We start from the raw sequence: 24,649 nt of genomic DNA on the forward strand, positions 1-24,649 counted from the left end.
TGCAGGGCACGCCCGGTGGGCGTGCCCTGCAAACGTGCCAGGTTCAGGGGGTCAGGAGAGAATGATGGACCTGGAGAGGTGGCGCGGCTGGTCGGGGTCCACACCGGCCATCGCCGCCTTGGCCAGGCACAGCCGCTGCACCCGCAGCAGATCCGCGAGCGGGTCGATCGCGCGGTCCTCGAACCAGGCACCCGTGGCAGTCACCTCGTCGCCGAGCCCTTCGGGCGCGGGCCCGAACGACCACACGGCGCGACCGGGTCCGGCGATGCTGATCGGGCCGTGCCGATAGTCCATCGCCGGGTAGGACTCGGTCCAGAACTGGGCAGACTCGCGCAGCTTGAGAGACGCCTCGTGGGCGATGCCGATGGCCCAGCCACGACCGAGGAACGTCACCTGTTCGGCGTCGAGGACACCCTCGAGGGCCGACTTCTCGTCCTCGGCGAGGACGGCCCGGCCTTGCGCCACCACGCACGCGAGGTCCTCGCCGAGCGAGGCCCGCAGGAGGGCGAGGGTGGTCGTGGCGAACCGGGTCTGAACGACCGACTGCTCGTCGACCTCGGGCAGCAGCAGGGCCTGGTCGGCCAGCTGGGGGATCGTGGTTCCCTCGGTGGCGACGAGCGCCGTGGTGCTCTGCCCCCGCGCTTTGAGTGCCGTGAGGAGCTCGATGACCTCTGTCGTGGTGCCGGATCGCGAGATCGCCACCACGTGGTCGTAGCTGCGGGTGTGGGGGAACTCGCTCGCCACGTAGGCGTCCGTGCGGCCCACTCCGGTGGACTCGCGCAGGGCGGCGTATGCCTGGGCCATGAACGCGGACGTGCCGCAGCCCACGACGGCGACCTCCGCGCCTGGACGCGGCAGGACGGATCGGGCTTCGTCCAGTCGGCCCTGGACCGCCTCCCAGTCGTCGGGCTGCGTGGCGATCTCGCGGGCGAGGTGGCTCGTGTACTCGGCCATGGACACACCTTTCCTTCCTGACAGCAGGCGTGCGTTAATTCGATTGGTTTGAATCTTGTTCGATCGAAATCGATCAGTCAAGTCCCGAGTGGCCCAGCTACCCGCTGAGCCCACGATGGTCACGGGGCGACACATCTTGATCGGTAGGGGGGTGAAGCGCTTGAATTCGATCACCTCGCAACTCGCCGAGCACCCCACGACCGTCAGAAGGCCGATATGACTCGTCGAAACCCCAAGGTCGCGGACCGTGGCGCGCGCTGGAGCACCTTGCTCGGGATGCTGGCCGAGCGCGGTCGGATCAGCGTGGGTGAGGCCGCTGACGCGCTCGGAGTCTCCGAAGCAACCGTGCGGCGAGACTTCGGCGACCTGGCCGCCCAGCAGCTCGTCACCCGTACTCACGGCGGGGTGGTGGCCAGTGCGGTGGCCTACGACCTGCCGGTCCGCTACAAGCAGGGCGGCGGCGACTCGGCCAAGGACCGCGTCGCAACGTTCGCGGCCAGCCTCGTGCCCGAGGGCACCGTCGTCGGCTTCAACGGTGGCACCACGACCAGCGCGACGGCGCGCAAGCTCGCGGCGCGTGCCGACCTCGCAGCCTCGTCGCGGCGCCCGTCGATCACCGTGGTGACCAACGCCCTCAACATCGCGACGGAGATGGTGTTGCGGCCGTTCATCCGCTGCGTCTCGCTCGGTGGTGTGGCGAGGCCCGAGTCCTACGAGCTCTCTGGTCCGCTCGCCTCGATGGTGCTGGGCGAGCTGTGGCTGGACACCGTGGTCCTGGGTGTCGACGGTGTCTCGGCCGCCGGCGGGGCGACCTGTGAGCACGAGGGCGAGGCCGGCGTCAACTCGCTCATGGTCCAGCGCGCCGACCGCGTGGTCGTCGTGGCCACCGGCGACAAGGTGGGTCGACGCGCCTTTGCCCGGATCTGCTCCTCGGAGCAGATCCAGGTGCTCGTCACCGACGCCACCGCGCCGCCGGCAGCGCTCGACGAGTTCCGGGCCGCCGGCGTGACCGTGGAGATCGTCTGAGCGCGGCTGACTGGTTCGTCGCCCACGGTGCCAGCCACCCCGCATACCCTCGACGCATGAGCGACCTGCAGTGCGCAGCAACCCTTCTCATCGCCCGCCACGGCGACGCCGAGTACGGCCACCCGTCAGTCCTGTCGGACGAGGGCGGCTGGCTGTCGGACAAGGGTGTCGAGCAGACCACGGCCCTGGCTGACTCGCTCGCCGGACGCCGGGTGGCTGCCGTCCGCACGAGCCCGCTGGGTCGGGCCGTCCAGTCGGGAGCGGTCGCGGCCGAGATCCTCGGGGTGGAGTCGCGCGCGGTCGAGGGGCTCGAGGAGTTCTCGGTCGGTGCCCTCGCGGGCCGGCCCCACGACGACCCCGAGCTGCAGTCGGTCTTCATGGCCTGGGTCCACGGAGACCTGCGCAGGCGCATCCCCGGTGGGGTGAACGGGGAGGAGGTCCTCACCGGCTACCGCGAGGCGCTGCTCTCGATCGCCGACCAGTTCCGTGGCGAGACCGTCCTGGTCTTCTCGCACGGGGGCGTCATGTCGTTCGTGCTGCCCCGGATCTCGGGGAACGTGCGCGACGACCTCGCGAAGGCCAAGTTCCTCCCCAACTGCGGGGTGGCCGAGGTGGCGGTGGACGGCGACGGCATCGACGTCCGCACCTGGCCGGGGTCGACCGACCGGGCCTCGTGTGACCGACGCAAGCCACCATCAGAACAGGCGGTGCTCGCTGTTGTCGATGCCCTTGAGCGCGTCGTAGTCCAGTGTCACGCAACGGATCCCGCGGTCGGTCGCCAGCGTGCGAGCCTGCGGCTTGATCTCCTGGGCGGCGAACACCCCGGTGACGGGTGAGAGGTGCGGGTCGCGGTTCATCAGCTCGAGGTAGCGGGTCAGCTGCTCGACGCCGTCGATGTCGCCGCGCCGCTTGATCTCCACGGCGACCGACCTCCCGGTGGCGTCCTTGCAGAGGATGTCGACCGGGCCGATGGCCGTCATGTACTCGCGCCGGACCAGGCTGTAGCCCTCGCCCAGGGTGTGGATGTGCTCGGCCAGCAGCCGCTGGAGGTGGGCCTCCACGCCGTCCTTGATCAGCCCCGGGTCGACGCCGAGCTCGTGCTCGGAGTCGTGCAGGACCTCGTGGATCAGCACCCGCAGCCGGTCCTCGGACTTCGCGTGCTGCACCTGCCACGCGAGGATGACGCCGTCGGCTGCCTCGTGGGCCTCGGGCTCGACCTCGGCCATCGCGCACGGCGGTGACATCCAGTTGAGCGGCTTGTAGGAACCCCCGTCGCTGTGGACGAGCACCGACCCGTCGGCCTTGACGAGCAGGAGCCTAGTCGCCAGGGGGAGGTGGGCTGACAGACGCCCGTCGTAGTCCACCGAACACTTCGCAATGACCAGCCGCACGAGGCGCCACTCTACGGCCCACGGACCGTTGCGCGTGCCGGGGTCCGGAGCGCACACTCAGAGCACAGAGGTGAGTTGGTATGCCGTATGTCCTGGGCAACGTTGCCGGCCTCGCCCTCGTGATGGGCACCCTCGTGAGCGGGGTGCGCTGGCTCACCACGGGCCAGCCACCCAGGATGCTTGGGCCCACCGTCGCCAGGGCGCAGACGTGGCGTGCTTCGCGGCGCCCGGCGAGCGAGCCGATCCCACCGATCCTGCTGGCGATGGAGCTGAGCCGACTCGCCGCCCACATCCGCCGGGTCGAGGCCGGTGACCAGCCCCGCAAGGCCGAACGTCTGATGGCTGCGCGGCTGGCGTACGACCACGCGCTGCGGGACTACTGCCGCGCGGTGGACATCCCGGTGCCGACCGCGATCCGCGGCCTGTCCCGCGAACAGCGCTTCCACATGGAGTCCGCCCTCATCGGCGCCGGTCACGACTGGTGACCCGCAGGGTGACCGCGGGTCTTTGAAGGATGTGCCACATCCTGACGTGGCCGATCCTTCAAAGACCCCGCCGGTCGGGGCGCCTGGACGTCGGGGTGGTGACCGTCACGCCGCCCGGGGGTCCACGCGGCATACCTGCTCTGCCAGACTCGCGGCATGGCTCGTGAGTTCAGCAAGGTCGGAGTAGTCGGTCTCGGCACCATGGGTGCCGGCATCGTCGAGGTGTTCGCCCGCAACGGCATCGACGTCGTCGCCGTCGAGGTGGACGAGGCGGCTGTCGAGAAGGGCCGCGGGGTGCTCGAGCACTCCACCGGCCGCGCCGTGACCCGCGGCAAGCTGACCGAGGAGGACCAGGCCGCGCTGCATGCGCGGGTGCAGTTCACCCCGAGCCTCGACGAGCTCGCCGACTGCCAGCTCGTGGTCGAGGCGGTGCCGGAGCAGCTGGACCTCAAGAAGGAGCTCTTCGGCAAGCTCGACGCCATCGTCGGCCCTGACGCCATCCTCGCGACGAACACCTCGTCCCTGTCGGTCACCGAGATCGCCGTGGCGACCGGCAACCCCAAGCGGGTCGTCGGGATGCACTTCTTCAACCCGGCCCCCGTGCTGCAGTTCGTCGAGGTGATCCGCACCGTGGTCACCGAGGACGAGGTCTTCGAGGACGTCAAGGCGCTCGCGATCCGGCTCGGCAAGCAGCCCGTCATCGTGGGCGACAAGGCCGGGTTCATCGCCAACGCGCTGCTGTTCGGCTACCTCAACCATGCCGTCTCGATGTTCGAGTCGCGCTATGCCAGCCGCGAGGACATCGACGCGGCGATGAAGCTCGGCTGCGGCTACCCGATGGGCCCACTCGCGCTGATGGACCTGATCGGTCTCGACACCGCCTACGAGATCCTCGACACGATGTACAAGCAGGGACGCGACCGCCTGCACGCCCCCAGCCCGGTCATCAAGCAGATGGTCAGCGCCGGGCTCAAGGGCCGCAAGAGCGGTCGCGGGTTCTACACCTACGCCGAGCCGGGCAGCAGCCAGCTCGTCGACGACGCGCTCACCCCGAAGTCGGAAGTCGAGTCCGGCGCCGCGCTGCGCCCGGTGCGCACGGTCGGGGTGGTCGGTTCCGGCACGATGGCGACCGGCATCATCGAGGTCTTCGCCAAGGCCGGCTATGACGTCGTCTACGTCACCCGGAGCCAGCCCAAGGTCGACGCCGTCACCGCCGCCATCACCAAGTCGCTCGAGAAGGCCGTCCAGCGGGGCAAGCTCAGCGAGGAGGACCGCACCGCGGCGTTGGGCCACCTGACCGGCAGCACGTCGCTGGACGACCTGGCCGCCGTCGACCTGGTCGTCGAGGCGGTCGTGGAGGACCTGGCCGTCAAGCGGGCGCTGTTCGAGAACCTCGACGAGATCTGCAAGCCGGGAGCCATCCTGGCGACCACGACGTCGTCGCTGCCCGTCGTCGACTGCGCGGCCGCCACGTCGCGTCCGCAGGACGTCATCGGGATGCACTTCTTCAACCCCGCCCAGGTGATGAAGCTGGTCGAGGTCGTCCACACCGTCTCGACCGCTCCCGACGTCGTGGCGACGGTGCAGGACGTCTGCGCCAAGGTCGGCAAGCACGCCGTCACCTGCGGCGACCGTTCCGGCTTCATCGTCAACGCGTTGCTGTTCCCCTACCTCAACGACGCCGTCAAGATGCTCTCGGCCAACTACGCCACCGCCGACGCCATCGACACCGCGATGAAGACCGGCTGTGGGCTGCCGATGGGGCCGTTCGAGCTGCTCGACGTCGTGGGCAACGACGTCTCGCTGGCGATCCAGCGCGAGCTCTACCTCGAGTTCCGCGAGCCCGGGTTCGCCCCGGCCCCGCTGCTCGAGCACATGGTCACGGCCGGCTACCTCGGTCGCAAGACCGGGCGCGGCTTCCGCACCTACGCCTGACCTTTCGCACCCACCGCCCTGACGGCCTCCCCGGTATGCCGCCCGCGCGGCATACCGGAAATGTCCCGATCCGGGTGGCACGGGACGTAACGTCCGTGCTGCCCCGGCTCGTCTGTCAGGGTGGAGGCCCTGCGGTGGAGCGGGCCGGTGAGGGGTGGACCGATGGAGACCGACGAGCAGCTCGAGGACCTGCTGCGTGACACGTTCGCGCAGGCTCGAGGGGACGGGCGCGGCCAGCTGTCCGGGGTGGGTGCGGGGGCCTTCGCCCGAGCCGACCGGCTGCGGCGCCGACGCATCGGGATGACCGTGGGGGCGGTGGCCGCCACTGTGGCGATCGTGGGCGCCGCCGTGGGGGTGGGGGCAGGTGTGTTCGGTCGCGACGCGGGCCTCACTCCGGCGGTCACCTCGTCGACCTCGGCCTCCGCCAAGCGCTGGTCGAGCCTGGTCCCCGGCACAGCACCCTTCTCCTACCGGTTCCCGGACGACGTCGTGCCCGACCCGCTGCCAGCCGGGGCTCGGCCACTGGACTTTCTTCCGGTCAAGCCGCCGGTCTCCGGCTCGTCCGGCCTGCGCAGCTCCACGGTGGAAGTGGCCGTGGCCGGCGAGGACCCGGACCTCGGTGGGGTGGCCGGCTTCTGCCGGTGGGAGGAACTGGCCGAGCTCAGACAACCGGTTGCGGGGCAGTCGTTCCAGTTCCAGCTGAGCTCGGCGCCCGGGTCGTTGGGTGCCCAGCTCGGCCTGGCAGGTTTCACCACCGGGACGGGCGCAGACGCGATGGCCGACCTGCGCAGGGGTGCCCTGCCGTGCCTCGTCCCGACGACCATGAAAGCGGTCGACTGGACGTCGGACGGCGACGAGTCGCTGCTGTTCACCGCGACCGAGACGACCGCTGACATCACGCAGACCGTGGTCATGGCGGTGACGCGGGTTGGCGACGTGTTGCTCTCCGGCACCGCTCGCGGGCGCGATGCCGCAGAGGCGCGCAAGGTCGCCACCAGCCTGTCGTCCGAGGCAGCCAGCCGTCTCGTTCGGGAGGCCTTCCCGCCGGCGGTCGGCAGGCCCCTCGGCGACAGCGCCGCAGCTCCCAACGCTGCGTCGGAGGTCGGTGCCGAGGCCGCCGAGCCCGTCCAACAACCTGACGACTACGAGTTCGGCGACGTCTTCCCCGCCGCGTCCCAGCTGCGTTTCGGCATGAGGTATCACGGCGACGCGCTGGTCAGTCGGAACATGCCGGCGGCAACAGGGGCGCAGGTCTGCGACCTGAGCGGTCGGCCGGAACGCCAGGCCACCAGCGACGCTGCACCGCATCCGGTGGCTGGGTCCCAGCAGGACGCCTGGGCCGGCGACGGCGCGGGAGCCGACCCCAGCGTGAGCTTCGGCGTCACGGGGTGGCCGACAGGATCGGGCGCCGTGAGCTTCCGAGCCCTGCAGCAGGACACGGGCATGTGTGCGTGGATGCCGCACCAGCAGCGGGTGTCATGGCCCGGCGAGGACCCGCAGGAGACCTGGCTGTCCCACAGCACGGGGAGTGGAGGCGCGTATCTCGCCGCTCGCCGGGTCGGTGACGTCATCGTCTCGGTCGTCGTCGACACGTTGCCGGCCGACGACGCGAAGGCCGAAGCGATCCGGCTCAGCGGCATCGTCGCGGCCAAGGTCGAAGCGTCCGGGCTGCCGGCAGCGAAGGGGCGCTGACGATGCGGGTCTTCAGCCGGGGGGCGACCGCGCCGGAGTCCGCGGCACGGTACGTCGAAGGTGCGTTGCCACGGCTCATGGGCGCGGCGCTGTCGTTGACGGGCAACCGGCATGATGCGGAGGACCTCGTCCAGGACACCCTGGCGAAGGTGATCGTCCACTGGCGCCGGGTGGAGTCGGCCGACAGCGTCGACGCCTACGTCCGGCGCGCGATGGTGAACACCTTCATCTCGGGCAAGCGCAGACGGGCCTCCCGGGAGGTGGTGTCTCACGACCTGGTGACGGCGGACGGGCTGGCCCGCGTCCAGCCTGACTCGGGGGACGCACTGGCGGACCGGGACCAGGTGTGGACGTTGCTGTCGCGCCTCACCCGGCACCAGCGGGCGGTCCTCGTGCTGCGCTACTACGACGACCTGCCCGACTCGGCGATCGCCGAGGCGCTCGACTGCTCGGTGGTCTCGGTTCGGGTGACGGCGCACCGGGCGATGGCGGCGATGCGGGCGATGTCCTCACCTCTGGAAGACTCGGACGCATGCCCCGAGCCAACCGGCGTCGCCGTGACGACGCCCCGCTGAACCTCGACCGCGCGGTCGGGGGGACCGCGCGACGGGAGACGTATGCCGGGAGCGAGTGGTTCGTGCGCCGCGTCACCGGCAGTGGGGCGACCCGCGCGTACCTGTGCCCGGGCTGCCAGCAGAACATCCCGACGGGTACGCCCCACGTCGTGGCCTGGCCGGCCGACGGCATGGGTGGGCTGGACGACCGCCGGCACTGGCACACCCCGTGCTGGGAGGCCCGCGACCGTCGGCACACCCGAGGCTCCATCCGCTGAGCCCTGGCCACACGGCATACCCGAGGTCTGTGCACAGACGTGAGCACAGCTGCGCAGAGACCCGGTCACTGCGCAGAAGGCACCAGGTCTGTGCACAGAGGTCGCGCGCAGTGGCGGCGCGCAACCTGAGAAACGGGGTATGGCGGGACACCCGCATGGGTAGGTCTCGAGTGGTCCGGGATGGTGACGGCGGTGGCTCATTGAAGAGCAGTCGCGGCCGACCCTGTCGATCGGCGGCGGGCGACCACCAACAGCGCCAACGCCACGAGCGGTGGGACGGTCGTCAGTGTCCAGGCTGTGGCCAAGGCGGGGTCCTGCAGGTGTCCCTGCAGGACCCCGGCCCACCCGATCGCCTGGACGACCGTCAGCACCGCCGTGGTCACCGTCAGGGCGAACGCGTCGGTGCGCCGCCGAGCCACGGCCGCGGCGGCGCATCCAGCGAGGATTCCCGTCACCAGGGCAAGCAGCTCGAGGGGGAGGATCGTGGCAGCCATCCTGTGCAGTTGCGGCGCGGGGCCAACCTGCCACCTCAGGGACAGCAGGAAGATGAGCTGCCCGGGCAGCGAGACCGCGAGCAGCGCCGACTCGACCGCCAGGAGTCGCGCCGCAACTCGGCCTGCTGTCCTCTCGGAGACGCCAAGCACACGACTCATCAGACCAGCCCGTCAGTGACGGCGCTGCCGCGGCAGCAGGACCTCTTCGTAGAGCAGCAACAGACCGGCGGCCACCGGGATGGCGAGCAGCGCGCCGAGGACGCCGAGGAGGGTGCCACCGGCGAGGGCGGCCACCACGGTGACGGCGCCCGGGACGGACACGGTGCGCTGCATGATCCGGGGAGCCACCACGTAGTTCTCGATCTGCTGGTAGACCACGTAGTAGACGAGGGCGATGATCGCCTTCTTCGGCTCGTCGAAGATCGCCACGAGGCACACGACGGCTGCCCCAGCGGTCGCGCCGACCATGGGGATCAGGCCGAGGAAGCCGACCGCCACAGCCAGCACCGCGGCATACGGGATGCCGACGATCATCATCATGATCCACGAGCAGACGGCGTTGATCGTCGCCACGGCGACCTGGCCGATCGCGTAGGAGCCGGTGCGGCGCATGATCTCCTCGGACAGCGAGATCACGCGAGGGCGACGCGAGGCGGGCACGATCGCATAGGCGCCCTGCTTGACGCGCGGAAACGACGCGAGCAGGAACAGCGTGAGGACCAGCACCGTGAAGGTTTGGAAGATCCCTCCGATGACGGCCGCCCCCACACCGAGCACGCCGCCGAAGACCTGGCTGAGGAAGTTGCCGTCGGTGATCCGCTTGTTGAACTCGGTCTGGATCTTGTCGACCACGCCGTAGTGCTGGTCGAGGTCCTTGACGAAGCTGCTCCGGAGGATCTGGTCGAGGTAGTCGGGCGCCTTCTGGGCCAGGTCGGTGCCCTGGGAGATGACGGGCGGCACCACGACGAGCCCGAGCAGGGTGAAGACCGCCACCACGCCGGCGAACACGACCGCGACCGCCCCACCGCGCCGCAGGCCGTGGCGGGTCAGGAACTCGACGAGCGGGTTCAGCGTGAGGGCGAGGAAGAAGGCGATGACGACCAGGGTGAGGACCGTTGTGAGCCGTCCCATGGTCTGCCACAGCAGCAGGGCGGTGAGCACACCGATGCCGCCGACGAAGCCCATGTAGAACGGGGACTGGCGGTTGAGCGGGCGGCCGGCCTGGCCGTAGCGACGGCCACGGCCCTGCTCCTGGCCCTCGTTCCGGTCGTCGCGCCCGTCGTCAGGGCCGTCGTCATCTGACCCGTCGTCCGGGCTCGCGCCAGGGCGCCCGAACGGCCCCCCGCCAGGGCGCGCGGATGGGCCCCCGCCAGGGCGCGCGGATGGGCCCCCGCCAGGGCGTCCGTCTGCGTCACCGCGCGCCGCCTCGGGGGTGACAAGTGCTGCAGTCGCGCCGGCGCCCACACCCCGACCCACCCCTGGACCCGCACCGGCAGCCGCGTCGTCGCCCGACCGGCGACCGGGCAGGATCTCCGCGAGCAGACCGGTCGGCCCGGACGGCGTCTCGAACTCCGCGCCCTGGTGCGGGTGATTGCTGGCGAGCAGGGCGGCGCGCTGAGCGCGCCGGAACTCACGCCACCGGTCCAGGGCTGACATGGGTCCGAGCCTATGGCACGCGATCCTGACGCTGGGGCATCACCGCAGGTCAGGCGTTGCGGAACCGGTCGATCTGGGGGAGCAGGGACGCCCGCATCTCGGCCTTCGTCACGCCGAGGCCTGCCTCGGGGGCAAGGGTGAGCACGCCGACCTTGCCCTGGTGGGCGTTGCGGTGCACGTCGAGCGCGGCCTGCCCGACCTCGTCCATGGAGTACGTCTTGGAGAGGGTGGGGTGGATGAGGCCGCGGTTGACCAGCTCGTTCGCCTCCCACGCCTCCCGGTAGTTGGCGAAGTGGCTCGAGATGATCCGCTTGAGGTTCATCCAGAGGTAACGGTTGTCGTACTCGTGCATGTAGCCCGACGTGGAGGCACAGGTGACGATCGTGCCGCCCTTGCGCGCGACGTAGACGCTGGCGCCGAAGGTCTCCCGACCCGGGTGCTCGAAGACGATGTCGACGTCGTGCCCGCCGGTCAGCTCACGGATCTTCTTGCCGAGCCGCTGCCACTCGCGCGGGTCCTGCGCGGTGTTCTCGTCGTTCCAGAAGCGGTAGCCCTCGGCGCTGCGGTCGATGATCAGCTCAGCACCCATGTCGCGGCAGATCTGGGCCTTCTCAGGCGAGGAGACGACGCAGATCGGGGTGGCGCCACCGGACAGCGCCATCTGGGTGGCGTACGACCCGAGGCCACCGGAGGCGCCCCAGATCAGCACGCGGTCACCGAGCTTCATGGCGGCGCCGTTCTTGGAGATCAGCTGCCGGTAGGCCGTCGAGTTCACCAGCCCGGGCGAGGCCGCCTCCTCCCACGTCAGGTGTCCCGGCTTGGGCATCAGCTGGTTGGACTTCACGATCGCGAGCTCCGCGAGCCCTCCGAAGTTCGTCTCGAAGCCCCAGATCCGCTGCTGCGGGTCGAGCATCGTGTCGTTGTGGCCCTCGGCGTCCTCGAGCTCTACCGACAGGCAGTGCGCCACGACCTCCTGGCCCGGCTTCCACTTGGTGACGCCCGGTCCGGTCCGCAGCACGACGCCGGCCAGGTCGGAACCGACCACGTGGTAGGGCAGGTCGTGCCGCTTGGCGAACTCCGAGGTGCGGCCGTAGCGCTCGAGGAACCCGAACGTCGACACCGGCTCGAAGATCGAGGTCCACACGGTGTTGTAGTTGATGGCGCTGGCCATGACCGCGATGAGAGCCTCACCGGGCGCGAGCTCCGGCACCGGGACGTCGTCAAGATGCAGGGACTTGCGGGGGTCCTTCTCCTTGGTGGCCATGCCCTCGAACATGCCCACCTCGTCCTTGTGAACGGTCACGGCACGGTAGGTGTCGGGGATGGTCAGCCCGGCATAGGTCCCCTCGGAACGGTCTCCGGAGAGGATGGCGTCGCGGATGTCCTTCATGGGTGTGGCTCCTCGGCGTCGTCGGCACGGCTGCAGCCGAAACTACTGCGGAGTAAGGCAACCGGGACAGCAGTGAGACTCCGGTCACGCGGTGACCTACCTCACCCGCCGACTCCCTCGGCCGAGGCGGGCGAGGTATGCCGCGTGAACAGTCCCAGCCACCGGTGCACCTCCGGGTCGACCGCATCCGGGATGCGTTCGACGTCCAGCCGCTCGAGGCCGCCGGCGGCGAATGCCTCCACCTGGCTTGGTGTCAGCGGCCACGGTGGGCCGTCGACGTGCTGGTCCTCGTCGCGTGCTGCGGCGACCACCACGAGCGTGCCGTTCGGGGCGACCAGGGACGCCACGGCCCGGGTGGCCTCGGACCGGAGCGACTCGGGCAGCGACTGGACGGTCATGTCCTCGACCACCAGGTCGAAGCCACCCAGCCAGGTCGGCGGCAGGTCGAGGAGGTTCGCGGCGACATAGTCCACCGTGGTGTCCGGGAAGCGCTCGCGAGTGTCCCGAACCGCGGTGGGTGAGATGTCGAAGGCCGTCGTGCGAAAGCCCAGTCCGGCCACGAACTCGGAGTCGCGGCCATAGCCTGCACCGACCACGATCGCCGTCCGACCCGCGCCGTCGACCTGCTCGCGTTCGGCCCACTCGACCAACAGGACGCTGGGGACGCCGCGATCCCAGGGGACTGTCGCCGCGCCACGCGAGGCCTGCGCGTAGAGCCGCTCGAACCAACCCGTCGGGTCCTCGCGGCCCGCCTCGGCCAGGGTACGGGTGTGGGCGTCGGCAGCCGCAAGGTCTGCGTCGCGTTCGTTCGTCACCCATCCATGGTGGCCCGGCAGTGGCGGGCCCGCCAATGGGGCACCAACGGGAGAGCAGCCGCCTCAGTGGGTCTCGTGGGCCGGTTGGACGAGCTCGACGAGGATGCCGCCCGCGTCCTTGGGGTGGATGAAGTTCACCCGCGAGTTGGAGGTCCCGCGCCGCGGCTCGTCGTAGAGCAGCCGCAGCCCACGCTCGCGCAGCACGTCGCTGACCGCCTGGACGTCCTCGACGCGGTAGGCGACCTGCTGGACGCCCGGACCGGAGCGGTCGAGGAACTTCGCGATGGTCGACTCGGGGGACAGGGGGGCGAGCAGCTGGATGTGCGACCCGCTGCCTCCGACGGCCATCATCGCCTCGCGGACGCCCTGCTCCTCGTTGACCTCTTCGTGCGCCAGCGTCATGCCGTAGGTGTCGCGGTAGAACGCGATCGCCTCGTCCAGGTCGCGCACGGCGACCCCGACGTGGTCGATGGCGGTGAAGAGCTCGGTGGGCAGTCCAGTCATGCTCGTCAGCCTAGGCGGACGTGGGTATGGCGCGACATGAGCGATGCGTCACGCTCCAGACCGCGCCCCTAGACTGGCCGTCATGTCCGCACTGTCCCGGGACGACGTCGCGCACCTCGCCGGCCTCGCCCGCATCGACCTGTCCGATGTCGAGCTCGACCGCATGGTCGGCGAGCTGGGTGTCATCCTCGAGTCCGTCGCCAAGGTCCAGGAAGTGGCTGCCGAGGACATCGAGCCGATGTCGCACCCGCTGCCGCTGACCAACGTCACCCGCCCGGACGTGGTTCGTCCGTCGCTCGGCGCGGAGGCCGCCCTCTCCGGGGCGCCCCAGCAGGAGCAGCAGCGCTTCTCCGTGCCGCGCATCCTCGACGAAGACTGACCAACGCGTCCCACCGCGTGCCGACCCAGATGGCCGCGCCCCATCCGCGACAGACCAAGGACCACCACTCGTGAACTCCGACATCACCCGCCTCAGCGCTGCCGAGCTCGCCCATGCGCTCGACTCCCGCGAAGTCAGCTCTGTCGAGGTCGTGCAGGCCCACCTCGACCGCATTGCCACCGTCGACGCCGACGTGCACGCCTACCTGCACGTGGACGGCGAGGGCGCCCTCGCGGCGGCCCAGGCCGTGGACCAGCGCCGCGCGTCAGGGGAGGACCTCCACGTCCTCGCCGGGGTGCCCATCGCCGTCAAGGACGTGATGGTCACCAAGGGCCTGCCGACCACCTGCGGCTCCAAGATCCTCAAGGGCTGGATCCCGCCCTACGACGCCACGGTCGTGAGCCGCCTCAAGGCGGCCGGCATGCCGATCCTCGGCAAGACCAACATGGACGAGTTCGCGATGGGTTCCTCCACCGAGCACTCCGCCTACGGCCCCACCCACAACCCCTGGGACCTCACCCGCATCCCCGGCGGGTCCGGAGGTGGCTCCTCAGCCGTCGTCGCGGCATACGAGGCGCCGTGGGCCATCGGCACGGATACTGGCGGCTCGATCCGCCAGCCCGCGTCGGTGACCGGCACGGTCGGCGTGAAGCCGACCTACGGTGGCGTCTCCCGGTACGGTCTCGTGGCGCTCGCGTCCAGCCTCGACCAGGCCGGCCCGTGCACCCGCACCGTGCTCGACGCTGCCCTGCTGCACTCGGTCATCGGCGGCTACGACCCGATGGACTCGACGTCGATCAACGCGCCGGTGCCCTCGGTCGTTGAGGCCGCGCGGAACGCCGACGTGAAGGGGCTCAAGGTCGGCGTCATCAAGGAGCTCGGCGGCGAGGGCTACCAGGCCGGTGTGCGCGCCCGCTTCGACGAGTCGGTGGCGCTGCTCCAGGAGGCCGGCGCCGAGATCGTCGAGGTCTCCTGCCCGAGCTTCGACTACGCGCTCGCGGCCTACTACCTGATCCTGCCCAGCGAGGCGTCCTCGAACCTCGCCAAGTTCGACGCCATGCGCTACGGCCTGAGGGTGCTGCCCGAGGGCATCGACGACCCCAGTGCCGAGCAGGTCATGGCGGCCACCCGCGACGCCGGCTTCGGTGACGAGGTGAAGCGCCGGATCATCCTCGGCACCTACGCCCTGTCGAGTGGCTACTACGACGCCTACTACGGCCAGGCGCAGAAGGTCCGTCGCCTCATTGCCGGCGACTTCGACCGCGCCTTCGGGCAGGTCGACGTGCTGGTCAGCCCGACCGCCCCGACCACGGCGTTCAAGCTCGGCGACAAGCTCGACGACCCGATGTCGATGTACCTCCAGGACGTCGCGACGATCCCGGCCAACCTCGCGGGCGTGCCCGGCATGTCGCTGCCGAGTGGCCTGGCCGAGGAGGACGGGCTGCCCACCGGCATCCAGATCCTGGCCCCGGCGACCAAGGACGAGCGGCTCTACAACGTGGGTGCCGCGCTGGAGAAGATGCTCGTCGACAAGTGGGGCGGGTCGCTGCTGGCCAAGGCCCCCGAGCTGACCGCGAAGGGAGCGTGACCCCGATGACCACCGCTGCCACCGCCGAGGAGATCGTCGACTACGACGAGGCGCTCGAGCGCTACGACCCCGTGATGGGTCTCGAGGTGCACGTCGAGCTCAACACCGCGACCAAGATGTTCTGTGGCTGCGCGACCGGGTTCGGCGCCGACCCCAACACCCAGGTCTGCCCGGTCTGCCTGGGTCTGCCGGGTGCGCTGCCCGTCGTGAACGAGAAGGCTGTCGAGTCGGCCATCCGGATCGGCCTCGCGCTCAACTGCGAGATCGCCGAGTGGTGCCGGTTCGCCCGGAAGAACTACTTCTACCCGGACATGCCGAAGAACTTCCAGACGAGCCAGTACGACGAGCCGATCGCCTTCGAGGGCCACCTCGACGTCGAGCTGTCGGACGGCACCACCTACCGGGTCGCCATCGAGCGCGCCCACATGGAGGAGGACACCGGCAAGTCGCTGCACGTCGGTGGCGCCACGGGCCGGATCCACGGCGCCGACCACTCACTGGTCGACTACAACCGGGCCGGCATCCCCCTCATCGAGATCGTCACCAAGCCGCTGACGGGTGCAGGTGAGCGGGCGCCCCAGGTGGCCAAGGCCTACGTCGGCGCACTGCGTGAGCTGCTGCGCGCGCTCGGGGTCTCGGACGTCAAGATGGAGCAGGGTTCGCTGCGCTGCGATGCCAACCTCTCGTTGCGCCCCAAGGCAGCTGGCGACGAGAACCAGGACGACGTGCCCCTCGGCACCCGCACCGAGACCAAGAACGTGAACTCGCTGCGCAGCGTCGAACGGGCGATCCGCTACGAGATCACGCGTCACGCCGCGGTGCTCGACAAGGGCGAGAAGATCAGGCAGGAAACCCGGCACTGGCACGAGGACACCGGGGTCACGACGAGTGGCCGCGAGAAGTCCGACGCCGACGACTACCGCTATTTCCCGGAGCCGGACCTCGTGCCCGTCGCACCGACGCGCGAGACCGTCGAGCACCTGCGGGGCACCTTGCCCGAGGCCCCCGGCCTTCGCCGCAAGCGGCTCCAGAGTGACTGGGGCTACAGCGATCTCGAGATGCGGGACGTGATGAACGCCGGTGCCGTCGACCTCATCGAGGAGACGGTGGCGGCGGGCGCCACGCCGGCCGGCGCACGCAAGTGGTGGACCGGTGAGCTCGCCCGCCGGGCGAACGTCGAGGTGAAGTCGGTCGAGGACTTCGGCGTCACCCCGGCCCACATCGCCGAGCTCGACGGGCTGGTCCGCGACGGCCGGCTCAACGACTCGATGGCGCGTCAGGTGCTCGAAGGCGTCATCGCCGGCGAGGGCACGCCTCTCGAGGTCGCGGACGCGCGTGGCCTCGAGCTGGTGCAGGACGACGGTGCCCTCGAGGCGGCCGTCGACAAGGTCATCGACGCCAATCCCGATGTGGCGCAGAAGGTTCGCGACGGCAAGGTCCAGGCCGCGGGCGCGCTCATCGGTCAGGTGATGAAGGAGATGAAGGGCCAGGCCGACGCCGGCAAGGCCCGCGAGATCATCCTCGCCAAGCTCACCTGACCCTGACGCAAGTCCCGCGAGGGCACGACAAGGGGGTATGCCGCCCACGCGGCATACCCCCTCGTCGCACCTTCGCTGCCGCCCCGGGCCAGCGCCCTGTTGGAAGTGAAACTGCCGGATATCCGGAAGTTCCACTTCCAACAGCAGCAGGTCGGGTCAGCGGCGGCCGCCGCCGAGGAGTCCACCGAGCACGTCGCTGATGATGGATCCGGTGTTGATCCCGCCGGACTGGGTGCCCTTGGTCGCCCCACCGAGGACCTGACCGAGGATGTCGCCGAGGCCACCTCCACCGGCGCCTCCCGATGGAGTTCGCGCGGCGCCACCTGCTCCGCCGAGGACCTTCTTCGCCAACCAGGAGAGCACGATCGGCGCCAGGATCGGGATGAGCTTGGCCACGATGCCCTTGCTCGCGCCGCCACCGACGCCCCCGAGCTGGTTGAGCACCTGCTCCTGGTTGTCGCCGAAGATGTGGTGCGCGATCTTCTCGCCCTCGGTCGGGTCGACCTGGGTCAGGTCCACCCCACCGTCGATGAGCGAACCGTCGTGCTGCCCAAGGGCTTCCGTGAGCGACGCGGCGCCCGCGGGGTCGGCAGCGTTGGCGTCGAGGCCACCGAGCAGGGCCGGCAGGGCGGTGCGAGCTGCCTGCTCCACCTCGGCCGGGTCGGCGCCCACCTGCTGGGCGAGCTGGTTGAGGTCGACCTGGGACAGGATCTCGTCCACTGCGGACATGGGTACCCCTCTCTGCGCTGGTCGACCGCCGTGGCCGCCACGGTCAACGTACCCCGAGGTCAACAGGCGGGCAGATGGTCGACCTGGTCGGCGCCGTACCGGTGGCCGTGCCCGGACGGCAGCGACAGCGACCCCACATAGTCGAAGGCTGCCTGGGCGAAGCTCACTCCCGGGAGCCACGGTCCACCCGCGGTCGGGCGGACCAGCAGCGCGGGAGTCGCGTGCACGACGGGGTCGCTGGGGTTCGCCACGCTGGCCTCCCGCCCACGACCGGCTGTGGCCCCACCCGGCGAGCCCACCCACAGCGCTGAGCAGACCCGAGCCGCCTCGACGGGGTGGGCCAGCACCGCCTGCCCGGCAAGGGCGCCGAGGCTCTCGCCGTAGAGGTGCAGCTGGGGACGGGCGTCGGGCGGCAGCAACGCGATCCGGTCGGCCACGGCCTTCTCGAGCTCCCGAGCCCCCTGCTCCGCGACGTCGCGCTGGAAGAGGAACGCCACCCAGCTCGGTGTTGCTGCGTACTGCATCCCGACGAGGGCGACGTCACCATGGAACCGCCGCTCGAACCCGTCGACGGCTGCCGGGTCGACCCACCCGGACCCGGTGGGCACCATGACGACCACCCGGGACTTGGTGAGCCCACCGTGCGCGACGAGGTCGTCGGCCACCAGTTGCGCGCGCTGGTGCAAGGTCTCGCCCGGACGCTCTGCGGCGTAGGCCCGAACGGCGCCCAGCGGTGAGGACGCGGTCAGCGCACGGTTCGACGCCGCTGTGGGCGTGGTCGCCTGGGCGGGCGCGGCCGGCGCCATCAGTGCCCCCATCGCGGCCATCGCGACCATCGGCCGCCAGGCGCGACGACGAAGCCGCACCACCTGTCGCACGCCGTGCCCCAGCACGACCGCTGCCGCGACGACGACAGCGGCCACGACCCAGTGCCGGATCCCGTCGGGGGCTACGCCGGCTGCGACCCGCTGCGCATCCTGCTGGGCATCGGCCCACCAGAGGACCGGTCCCAGGACGGCAGTGCTGGCTGCCGCGACGACCACCCTGGCCCGGCCGCCGTGCCTCGGCGCCAAGGGACGCACCCGCCGGACGATCGCGAGTGCCGGCAGCACGAAGACCACCGTGGCCAAGCCCTGGAGGAGGGCGCTGCGGGGGAGCAGCCCGGGAAAGACCGAGGCGTATGCCGCGAGGGCGGCAGTCACGGTCGTGGACACCCTGGGTGCGCGGTCGGCGAGGTCCCAGATCCGCGAGTGGCCGATCCGCGACCAGGTGGCTCGGGAACCGGCGAGGAGGGATCGGGAACCGGCGAGGAGGGAGCGGAGGCTACGGCGTAGCCGGGTCGTGCCTGCGGCCCCGACGAGCAGCACCGACGCGGCGCCGGCGGTGCCCACGGCACCCGTGCCCTCAGCCACGCTGGCCACCGACTCGTGGCCGGGGACGGACCAGCCCTGGCGCCACGAGTTGATCCGCACCGCGGCCATCGCGACCTCGGCCAATGCGGCGCACCGCACTCGGGCAGCCGTGCTCGGCGTCGCGCGCCTGCTGATGGTGCACGAGGCTCGCATCGTGGTGCCGAGCTGGTCGTCGATGGCGCGCCGCGCGGAGCCGGGCAACGGGTGACCGACCACTGCCGCATGGCGCAGCAGGTCGTACCCGAGGTCATGCCGCTGGCAGCCCGGCGTGAACGAGGCAGGCAGGGGGACTGGCGAGGAGCAGCTGCCCCGAGGGTCGAGCAGCACGCCGCCCCTGACCGTCGGTCGGTACCCCCGCGAGGCCGCGAAGCCCGTCGGCACTGCCAGCGCTGCGCGGTCAGCCGGCTCGGTGACGAGGGCGGCCACGGCCGCCTGGGTCGCCGCGTTGAGGGAGCGCGGGTCGGCTGCTGCCGACCGCAGGGCGGCAGCGCCGCCGACCCACAGGCACGCGCCCAGGGCGAGGACGAGCATCAACAGGGTTCGAATGGCTTTCATGCCGCCGAACGTAGGAACGGCGAACGCCACGAATCATCAAGCGGGAGAGCCAGATCCACCTAGCTCTCAAGTAGTCGGAGGGAGCCTGCCCCTACCCGTGGGGTACGTGCATGTCACTCCACAGAGTGACGCCCCACGGGGCCACCCCTCGTAGCCTTGCCGACATGAGGACAGGACTGGCAAGGGCGCCCCGAGCCGCCGGGCGTGGAGTCGTCCGCACCGGACGCGGGGTGGCCACGGTGGGCCGGTGGGCCAGTGCGCCGGCTCGGTTCGCGTTCCGCTTCCTCACCCGTTCGCCCGAGACGACCCTGTTCGTCCTGGCTGCGATCCTGTTCGTCATCGCGTGGGCCACCCTGTCGCTCACCCACGACGTCACGGTCTCCCTGCGCCCGGTGGTGGCGCTGGTCGAGACCGCTCCGCTCCTCCTGGCTCGGATCCGCCCGATGGCCGGCTGGGCGATCAGCATCGGCGGCGCCATCGGGTTCGCGCTCGCCGACATGGCCCTCCCCGGCTGGCAGATGCCGTGGCCGGTCGTGCACTTCCTCGTCCTGCTGACCATGGTCGCCGCGGTCGCGCTGCGCGCCCGGTGGCAGGAGGTCGCGGGGGCTGTGGGCGGGACGGCGGTCGTGTTCGGGCTCCTGCTCCCCGAGGAGCTGCGCCCCTGGGCGATCGGCCAGGCGCTGCTGGCCGGGGTGGCCCTGCTCGTCCGCTGGCTGGTGCTGTCGCGCCGCCAGCTGGCCATCGAGACCGTCAGCACCCAGGAAGAGCGAGCCCGTCGCGCCGTGCTGGAGGAGCGGTCGATGATCGCCCGCGAGCTGCACGACGTGGTGGCCCACCACATGTCGCTCATCGTCGTCCAGGCGCAGAGTGCTCCCTACCGGCTCGACGAGGTCGGGGACGATGCGAAGGCCGAGTTCACCTCGATCGAGCAGTCCGCGCGTGCCGCCCTCAACGAGGTCCGCGCCGTGCTGGGCGTGCTGCGGACGGAGTCGCACGAGGTGGCGTCCGCGCCGGTCCCCGGCGGCGCCGACCTCGTTGCGCTGCTGGAGTCCAGCCGAGCGGCCGGGCTCCCGTTGACCTGGGGGGAGCTGCCGCCGACCCTCGCCTCCGTGCCGCCGGGAGTCGGGCTGGCGGCATACCGGATCCTGCAGGAGAGCTTGGCCAACGCCTCGCGGCACGCACCCGGTGCCGCGGTGCGCGCGCAAGTGAGCCTCGACGCGAAGGGGCTCAGCCTCTCCGTCGAGAACTCGGTCGCACCGCGCCTGCCCGGTCCGGGGCGCGAGACCGGCGGCGGCAGCGGCCTGCTGGGTGCGCGCACCCGGGCGGAGTCTGCCGGCGGCACGCTCGCAGCCGGGCCTACGCCGACTCGTGGCTTCCGTGTCGAGGCGGTCCTTCCAGCGACCGTCACCGATCCGGGCGACGCCGACGACGACAGCGGGTCCGGCAACGACGCCGACCCCGCGTCGAACCCCGGTGGCGCGGTCGAGGCGTCGGCAACGACGGCGTCCGACACGCAGGGTCAGTAGGGTCGGGGCATGTCGATCACAGTGCTGGTGGCCGACGACCAGGCGATGGTGCGTCAGGGGTTCGGCGCCCTCCTCTCGGCCCAGCCGGACATTACCGTCATCGGTGAGGCAGCCAACGGCAAGGAAGCCGTGAGCGAGGTCGCGCGGCTGCACCCGGACGTCGTGCTGATGGACGTGCGGATGCCCGAGATGAACGGCCTCGAGGCGACCGCCGCGATCATGGCCTCGCCGGTGCACCTGCGTCCGCGGGTGCTGATCCTCACGACGTTCGACGTCGACGACTACGTCTACGAGGCGCTCCGAGTCGGGGCCAGTGGGTTCCTCCTCAAGGACGCGCCCGCCGAGGAGCTGGCCCAGGCCGTGCGCGTCGTCGCCCGCGGCGATGCCCTGCTCGCCCCGACCATCATCAAGCGGTTCATCGCCGACGTCGTGCGTCGTCGGGGTCCGATTCCGCGCGAGTCGCCGCGGCTGGCCGAGCTCACCGGTCGGGAGCGTGAGGTCCTCGAGGTGGTCGCTGCCGGACTCTCCAACGCCGAGATCGCCGAGCGGCTCTACGTCTCCGAGCAGACGGTCAAGACCCACGTCAGCCGGGTGCTCACCAAGCTCGACCTGCGGGACCGTGCGCAGGCCGTCGTGTTCGCCTACGAGAACGCCGTGGTGACCCCAGGCGGTTGACGAGCGGTCCTCAGCCGAGACCGTCGAGCGGGAGCGCGACCACCTTGTCGTCGTGGGCGGCCGGGTTGCCCCTGAAGGTGTTGCTCGTGACCACCCACAGCCGACCGTCCGGACCGCTGACGGCGTCGCGGAGCCGGCCGTACTTGCTTCTGAGGAGCCGTTCCGGAGTGCCGATTCCGTTGGCAGTCAGTGGAACTCGCCACAGCGACTCGCCGCGCAGGGCCGCCATCCAGACCGCGCCGTCGGCCACGGCGATCCCGCTCGGCGAGGCCTCCGAGGTCGGCCACTGGGCCAGCGGATCGGTGAACCCGGACCGCCCGGCCCTGCCCTCGACGACCGGCCAGCCGTAGTTGCGGCCCGGCTGGATGCGGTTGAGCTCGTCCCAGGTGTTCTGCCCGAACTCGCTGGCGTACATCCGCCCGTCCGGTGCCCACGCGATGCCCTGGACGTTGCGGTGACCGTAGCTCCAGACGGGCGAGTTGCCGAACGGGTTACCGGGTGCGGGCTTGCCGTCGGTCGTGATCCGCAGGATCTTCCCGCCGAGCGCGGCCTTGTCCTGCGCGCGGTCCGACTTCCCGGCGTCGCCGGTAGTGACGTAGAGGAAGCCGTCCGGACCGAAGGCGAGGCGGCCACCGTTGTGGTTACCCGCCTTGGGTATGCCGCGGAGCACGACGGTCGGCTTGGTCGCCTTTCCATTCGCGAAGGTCAGCCGCACGACGCGGTTGTCGTCCGCCGCGGTGAAGTAGACGAAGATGCTGCTGTCGCTGGCGAACCGCGGTGACACCGCGACGCCCAACAGTCCGCCTTCGCCATCGGGCCGCACGCCCGGGATCTTCCCGAGCACCGTGGGCGACCTGCCCGGGCGGATCTGCAGCAGCTCGGCCTTGTCGCGCAGAGTGACCAAGGCCGAGCCGTCCGGGAGGAACGCGATGGCCCACGGGACGTCCAGGTCGGTGGCGATGGTTGCCGTGGCGAGCGAGGCGGCCGTCGTCGTCGTGGTCGACGCGCTGGTCGTCGTCGTCGTCGTCGTGCTGGCACTGGGTGGGGTGGTCAGGACGGGGGCCGAGACGGTCGCCTCGTCACCCGAGTCCTCCGTGCCGGAACAGCTGTTGATGAGCAGCACGGCCACCACCCCGGCGACGACGGCTGCGGTCCCTGCGGAGGTGCGCCATGGACGAAACGGTGCACGCGGCATACCCCATTGTGCGCGACGAGGATCGGGATGCGCTGGGGCGCGACGGGAACACGCCCGATGCGGTGCGCCATCGGCCCTGGCTCGGACCGGTCGGGACGAGGACGCCCCGTGGGGTTAGCGTGAGGGACATGACGCTGGTGACCCTGCCGGGGCAGGAATGGATCGACGCCGTGGGCCCTATCTCGGGAGTCGAGCTCGCCGTGTGGGACCTCGATGGGGAGCCCGACCGTGCCGACGAGATCACGGTGGTCGTCCCGCCCTACATCGGGGCGGGCAGTCGGCTGGCAGCCCTGTCGCACGTCCCGAACCTCGAGCTCGTGCAGCTGTTGACCGCTGGCTACGACGACGTGCGTGCCGTCCTGCCCGACGGGGTGCGACTCGCCAACGCCACCGGGGTCCACGACGCGTCGACGGCCGAGCTGGCTGTCGCCCTGACCTTGGCCAGCCTGCGCGACTTCCCGGACTTCTTTGCGGCACAACAGGAAAGGACCTGGCTGCCCTCAGTCTTCCACCAGGCCCTGGCGGACAAACGGGTGCTGGTCTTGGGCTACGGGTCGATCGGTCGCGCGATCGCCGCCCGCCTCACGCCGTTCGAGGTGCAGGTGACTGCGGTGGCGAGCCGGCCCCGCGCCGGTGACGAGCTCGTCCGATCCGTGCACGGGGTGGACGAGCTGCCCGAGCTGTTGCCGCAGCAGGACGTCGTGATCGTGATCGTGCCGCTGAGCGAGCAGACCGCGGCCCTGGTCGACGAGGCCTTCCTGTCCGCCCTGCCCGACGGCGCGCTGGTCGTCAATGTCGCCCGGGGAGGCGTCGTCGACACCGACGCGCTCGTCCGGCATGCGTCGGCGGGCCGGATCAGGGCAGCCCTCGACGTCACCGACCCCGAGCCACTGCCACCCGAGCACCCGCTCTGGACCACCCCCGGCGTCTTCATCACGCCACACGTGGGTGGGGCGTCGACCGCCTTCATGCCGCGCGCCGCCCGGTTGCTCCAGGAGCAGCTCGGGGCGTATGCCGCCGGGAGACCGTTGCGGAACCTGGTCTAGGCGGCGGGTCCGGTCGGCCCGGTGACCTGGTCGACCTCCAGGGTCGGCACGTGTCCGTCGGACGAGGGTCCGGCCCGGTCCGGGAAGTCGAAGACCGCGATCATCGACTGCATCGGGTAGTCCGGCGTCACCTCGACGGTCTGCACCGGCTCGCCGTCCACGAGGAAGACGGCCCGGTCGGCGGTCCAGTCCACGGCATAGGTGTGGAACTGCGAGACATCGAGCTCGAGCACCGGAGCGGCGAAGTCCTCGGTCAGGGCGGCGTCGGCGAACGCGTGGACGCCCATTCCCACTGCCGCGGTCCCCGGCGTGATGGTGTCACCGAATACCTCGAAGACGCACAGCTCGCCGCACCGGTCGGGCTGGTCCTCCAACCCCACCAGCCACCAGGCCGCCATCGAGCGGGATGAGAGGTCCATCCGCGCCCGCATCTCGAGCCGTCCGTACTGCGGGGTCCAGCCGAAGTGGCGCTCCTGGGCCTCGCGCACCACCGCGCCCTCCCACGGGGCCTGCTGGCCCACGGTGCTGCCGACCGGACCTGAGAAGACGCCGGACTGCACCCCGGACACCCGCAGGGGATCGTGCTCACCGGGGCACCACAGTCCTTGGTCCGCGGGGATCGTGAGGTGCAGGGCGGACTCCCGCACGGCATACGTGGCCGCACTCGCGGCGCGCGAGCTCCACTGCGGTAGGTAGTGCGGCACCCACACCGAGAGGTCGAGGTCGGTGCCGGTGAAGTCGTCGACGAAGCCCTGGTGGTCGCCAGCGGGGGAGCGCATGGGTCCATCCTGACGGCAGCCACCGACGGTGGGCCGACGGTGGGCACGACGGT

At 70.8% G+C, this 24,649-nt stretch carries 23 protein-coding genes and 1 pseudogene; 13 read left to right on the plus strand and 11 right to left on the minus strand.

Annotation, left to right across the window (positions count from 1 at the left end):
• Positions 1-51: 51 nt before the first annotated feature.
• Entirely contained in the window at positions 52-954 is a 903-nt protein-coding gene (locus EAH86_RS12785; RefSeq protein ID WP_140741317.1) for an SIS domain-containing protein, read from the minus strand.
• A gap of 216 nt (positions 955-1,170) precedes the next feature.
• On the opposite strand from EAH86_RS12785, the gene EAH86_RS12790 reads away from it, so the two are divergent.
• Together EAH86_RS12790 and EAH86_RS20830 are read left to right on the plus strand one after the other, a co-directional pair.
• Positions 1,171-1,980 (plus strand): DeoR/GlpR family DNA-binding transcription regulator, encoded by an 810-nt coding sequence (locus EAH86_RS12790; protein ID WP_140741319.1) that lies wholly within the window; start codon positions 1,171-1,173, stop codon positions 1,978-1,980.
• Positions 1,981-2,036: 56 nt separating this feature from the next.
• Positions 2,037-2,618: pseudogene (locus EAH86_RS20830) on the plus strand (histidine phosphatase family protein); the annotation flags it as partial.
• A 57-nt stretch (positions 2,619-2,675) separates the two neighbouring features.
• Here the strand turns inward: EAH86_RS20830 and nucS are convergent.
• The gene (gene nucS / locus EAH86_RS12800; protein WP_140741324.1) at positions 2,676-3,371 is read right to left on the minus strand and encodes an endonuclease NucS; all 696 of its coding nucleotides are present in this window, start codon (positions 3,369-3,371) and stop codon (positions 2,676-2,678) included.
• 80 nt (positions 3,372-3,451) lie between these two features.
• Between nucS and EAH86_RS12805 the strand changes: the two genes are divergently transcribed.
• The 5 genes from EAH86_RS12805 (at position 3,452) to EAH86_RS12825 (ending at position 8,315) form a co-directional block, all read left to right on the plus strand.
• On the plus strand, positions 3,452-3,856 hold the full coding sequence (locus EAH86_RS12805) for a hypothetical protein (RefSeq protein WP_140741326.1): 405 nt from the start codon (positions 3,452-3,454) through the stop codon (positions 3,854-3,856).
• A 156-nt stretch (positions 3,857-4,012) separates the two neighbouring features.
• The gene (locus tag EAH86_RS12810; RefSeq protein ID WP_140741328.1) at positions 4,013-5,791 is read left to right on the plus strand and encodes a 3-hydroxyacyl-CoA dehydrogenase family protein; all 1,779 of its coding nucleotides are present in this window, start codon (positions 4,013-4,015) and stop codon (positions 5,789-5,791) included.
• 162 nt (positions 5,792-5,953) lie between these two features.
• A complete protein-coding gene (locus EAH86_RS12815; RefSeq protein ID WP_140741330.1) occupies positions 5,954-7,483 on the plus strand; it encodes a hypothetical protein in 1,530 nt (509 codons plus the stop codon).
• 2 nt (positions 7,484-7,485) lie between these two features.
• On the plus strand, positions 7,486-8,058 hold the full coding sequence (locus tag EAH86_RS12820; protein WP_140741332.1) for a SigE family RNA polymerase sigma factor: 573 nt from the start codon (positions 7,486-7,488) through the stop codon (positions 8,056-8,058).
• Positions 8,016-8,315: a hypothetical protein gene (locus tag EAH86_RS12825; protein ID WP_140741334.1), complete on the plus strand. Its 300-nt coding sequence runs from the start codon at positions 8,016-8,018 to the stop codon at positions 8,313-8,315. Before EAH86_RS12820 ends, EAH86_RS12825 begins: the two co-directional genes overlap by 43 nt.
• Before the next feature lie 197 nt (positions 8,316-8,512).
• Here EAH86_RS12825 and EAH86_RS12830 read toward each other — a convergent pair whose 3' ends face one another.
• From EAH86_RS12830 to mce, 5 genes are all read right to left on the minus strand, one after another.
• Complete coding sequence (locus tag EAH86_RS12830; protein WP_140741336.1) at positions 8,513-8,968, minus strand: hypothetical protein; 456 nt, start codon at positions 8,966-8,968, stop codon at positions 8,513-8,515.
• A gap of 12 nt (positions 8,969-8,980) precedes the next feature.
• Positions 8,981-10,465: an AI-2E family transporter gene (locus tag EAH86_RS12835; RefSeq protein ID WP_241668349.1), complete on the minus strand. Its 1,485-nt coding sequence runs from the start codon at positions 10,463-10,465 to the stop codon at positions 8,981-8,983.
• A 49-nt stretch (positions 10,466-10,514) separates the two neighbouring features.
• A complete protein-coding gene (gene ccrA / locus EAH86_RS12840; RefSeq protein ID WP_140741338.1) occupies positions 10,515-11,855 on the minus strand; it encodes a crotonyl-CoA carboxylase/reductase in 1,341 nt (446 codons plus the stop codon).
• A 101-nt stretch (positions 11,856-11,956) separates the two neighbouring features.
• On the minus strand, positions 11,957-12,670 hold the full coding sequence (locus tag EAH86_RS12845; RefSeq protein ID WP_206665827.1) for a class I SAM-dependent methyltransferase: 714 nt from the start codon (positions 12,668-12,670) through the stop codon (positions 11,957-11,959).
• Between the two features lie 63 nt (positions 12,671-12,733).
• The gene (gene mce, locus EAH86_RS12850) at positions 12,734-13,174 is read right to left on the minus strand and encodes a methylmalonyl-CoA epimerase (protein ID WP_140741341.1); all 441 of its coding nucleotides are present in this window, start codon (positions 13,172-13,174) and stop codon (positions 12,734-12,736) included.
• An 82-nt stretch (positions 13,175-13,256) separates the two neighbouring features.
• Between mce and gatC the strand changes: the two genes are divergently transcribed.
• The 3 genes from gatC to gatB all read left to right on the plus strand — a co-directional run bounded on the left by gatC (position 13,257) and on the right by gatB (position 16,679).
• The gene (gatC, locus tag EAH86_RS12855) at positions 13,257-13,553 is read left to right on the plus strand and encodes an Asp-tRNA(Asn)/Glu-tRNA(Gln) amidotransferase subunit GatC (protein ID WP_140741343.1); all 297 of its coding nucleotides are present in this window, start codon (positions 13,257-13,259) and stop codon (positions 13,551-13,553) included.
• A gap of 70 nt (positions 13,554-13,623) precedes the next feature.
• Positions 13,624-15,141, plus strand: coding sequence for an Asp-tRNA(Asn)/Glu-tRNA(Gln) amidotransferase subunit GatA (gene gatA, locus EAH86_RS12860; RefSeq protein WP_140741345.1), 1,518 nt, complete (start codon positions 13,624-13,626; stop codon positions 15,139-15,141).
• Positions 15,142-15,146: 5 nt separating this feature from the next.
• On the plus strand, positions 15,147-16,679 hold the full coding sequence (gatB, locus tag EAH86_RS12865; RefSeq protein ID WP_140741348.1) for an Asp-tRNA(Asn)/Glu-tRNA(Gln) amidotransferase subunit GatB: 1,533 nt from the start codon (positions 15,147-15,149) through the stop codon (positions 16,677-16,679).
• Positions 16,680-16,835: 156 nt separating this feature from the next.
• Here the strand turns inward: gatB and EAH86_RS12870 are convergent, their stop codons facing one another.
• Positions 16,836-17,408 (minus strand): DUF937 domain-containing protein, encoded by a 573-nt coding sequence (locus EAH86_RS12870; protein ID WP_140741351.1) that lies wholly within the window; start codon positions 17,406-17,408, stop codon positions 16,836-16,838.
• Between the two features lie 59 nt (positions 17,409-17,467).
• Positions 17,468-19,375, minus strand: a complete 1,908-nt coding sequence (locus EAH86_RS12875; protein WP_140741353.1) for an alpha/beta-hydrolase family protein — start codon at positions 19,373-19,375, stop codon at positions 17,468-17,470.
• Between the two features lie 164 nt (positions 19,376-19,539).
• On the opposite strand from EAH86_RS12875, the gene EAH86_RS12880 reads away from it, so the two are divergent.
• Together EAH86_RS12880 and EAH86_RS12885 are read left to right on the plus strand one after the other, a co-directional pair.
• Entirely contained in the window at positions 19,540-20,901 is a 1,362-nt protein-coding gene (locus EAH86_RS12880; protein WP_206665828.1) for a sensor histidine kinase, read from the plus strand.
• Positions 20,902-20,910: 9 nt separating this feature from the next.
• The gene (locus EAH86_RS12885; protein WP_140741355.1) at positions 20,911-21,576 is read left to right on the plus strand and encodes a response regulator; all 666 of its coding nucleotides are present in this window, start codon (positions 20,911-20,913) and stop codon (positions 21,574-21,576) included.
• A 10-nt stretch (positions 21,577-21,586) separates the two neighbouring features.
• Here the strand turns inward: EAH86_RS12885 and EAH86_RS12890 are convergent, their stop codons facing one another.
• On the minus strand, positions 21,587-22,771 hold the full coding sequence (locus EAH86_RS12890) for a PQQ-dependent sugar dehydrogenase (protein WP_140741358.1): 1,185 nt from the start codon (positions 22,769-22,771) through the stop codon (positions 21,587-21,589).
• 128 nt (positions 22,772-22,899) lie between these two features.
• Here EAH86_RS12890 and EAH86_RS12895 point away from each other — a divergent pair, with 128 nt between their 5' ends.
• Complete coding sequence (locus tag EAH86_RS12895; RefSeq protein WP_140741361.1) at positions 22,900-23,817, plus strand: 2-hydroxyacid dehydrogenase; 918 nt, start codon at positions 22,900-22,902, stop codon at positions 23,815-23,817.
• Here EAH86_RS12895 and EAH86_RS12900 read toward each other — a convergent pair.
• Positions 23,814-24,596 carry a glycoside hydrolase family 16 protein gene (locus EAH86_RS12900; RefSeq protein ID WP_140741363.1) on the minus strand — a complete coding sequence of 261 codons (783 nt, stop codon included), beginning with the start codon at positions 24,594-24,596 and terminating at the stop codon, positions 23,814-23,816. The two genes, EAH86_RS12895 and EAH86_RS12900, sit on opposite strands and share 4 nt — an antisense overlap.
• Between the last annotated feature and the right edge of the window lie 53 nt (positions 24,597-24,649).

The sequence above is a fragment of the Pedococcus bigeumensis genome, from assembly GCF_006438965.1.
Taxonomy (GTDB): domain Bacteria; phylum Actinomycetota; class Actinomycetes; order Actinomycetales; family Dermatophilaceae; genus Pedococcus; species Pedococcus bigeumensis_A.

Bases quoted from the DNA above. Each gene is read 5' to 3' on its own strand.
- EAH86_RS12785 (WP_140741317.1), bottom strand. From the start codon at position 954: ATGGCCGAGTACACGAGCCACCTCGCCCGCGAGATCGCCACGCAGCCC.
- EAH86_RS12790 (WP_140741319.1), top strand. From the start codon at position 1,171: ATGACTCGTCGAAACCCCAAGGTCGCGGACCGTGGCGCGCGCTGGAGC.
- EAH86_RS12805 (WP_140741326.1), top strand. From the start codon at position 3,452: ATGCCGTATGTCCTGGGCAACGTTGCCGGCCTCGCCCTCGTGATGGGC.
- EAH86_RS12810 (WP_140741328.1), top strand. From the start codon at position 4,013: ATGGCTCGTGAGTTCAGCAAGGTCGGAGTAGTCGGTCTCGGCACCATG.
- EAH86_RS12815 (WP_140741330.1), top strand. From the start codon at position 5,954: ATGGAGACCGACGAGCAGCTCGAGGACCTGCTGCGTGACACGTTCGCG.
- EAH86_RS12820 (WP_140741332.1), top strand. From the start codon at position 7,486: ATGCGGGTCTTCAGCCGGGGGGCGACCGCGCCGGAGTCCGCGGCACGG.
- EAH86_RS12825 (WP_140741334.1), top strand. From the start codon at position 8,016: ATGCCCCGAGCCAACCGGCGTCGCCGTGACGACGCCCCGCTGAACCTC.
- EAH86_RS12830 (WP_140741336.1), bottom strand. From the start codon at position 8,968: ATGAGTCGTGTGCTTGGCGTCTCCGAGAGGACAGCAGGCCGAGTTGCG.
- EAH86_RS12835 (WP_241668349.1), bottom strand. From the start codon at position 10,465: ATGTCAGCCCTGGACCGGTGGCGTGAGTTCCGGCGCGCTCAGCGCGCC.
- ccrA (WP_140741338.1), bottom strand. From the start codon at position 11,855: ATGAAGGACATCCGCGACGCCATCCTCTCCGGAGACCGTTCCGAGGGG.
- mce (WP_140741341.1), bottom strand. From the start codon at position 13,174: ATGACTGGACTGCCCACCGAGCTCTTCACCGCCATCGACCACGTCGGG.
- gatC (WP_140741343.1), top strand. From the start codon at position 13,257: ATGTCCGCACTGTCCCGGGACGACGTCGCGCACCTCGCCGGCCTCGCC.
- gatB (WP_140741348.1), top strand. From the start codon at position 15,147: ATGACCACCGCTGCCACCGCCGAGGAGATCGTCGACTACGACGAGGCG.
- EAH86_RS12870 (WP_140741351.1), bottom strand. From the start codon at position 17,408: ATGTCCGCAGTGGACGAGATCCTGTCCCAGGTCGACCTCAACCAGCTC.
- EAH86_RS12875 (WP_140741353.1), bottom strand. From the start codon at position 19,375: ATGAAAGCCATTCGAACCCTGTTGATGCTCGTCCTCGCCCTGGGCGCG.
- EAH86_RS12880 (WP_206665828.1), top strand. From the start codon at position 19,540: ATGAGGACAGGACTGGCAAGGGCGCCCCGAGCCGCCGGGCGTGGAGTC.
- EAH86_RS12885 (WP_140741355.1), top strand. From the start codon at position 20,911: ATGTCGATCACAGTGCTGGTGGCCGACGACCAGGCGATGGTGCGTCAG.
- EAH86_RS12890 (WP_140741358.1), bottom strand. From the start codon at position 22,771: ATGCCGCGTGCACCGTTTCGTCCATGGCGCACCTCCGCAGGGACCGCA.
- EAH86_RS12895 (WP_140741361.1), top strand. From the start codon at position 22,900: ATGACGCTGGTGACCCTGCCGGGGCAGGAATGGATCGACGCCGTGGGC.
- EAH86_RS12900 (WP_140741363.1), bottom strand. From the start codon at position 24,596: ATGCGCTCCCCCGCTGGCGACCACCAGGGCTTCGTCGACGACTTCACC.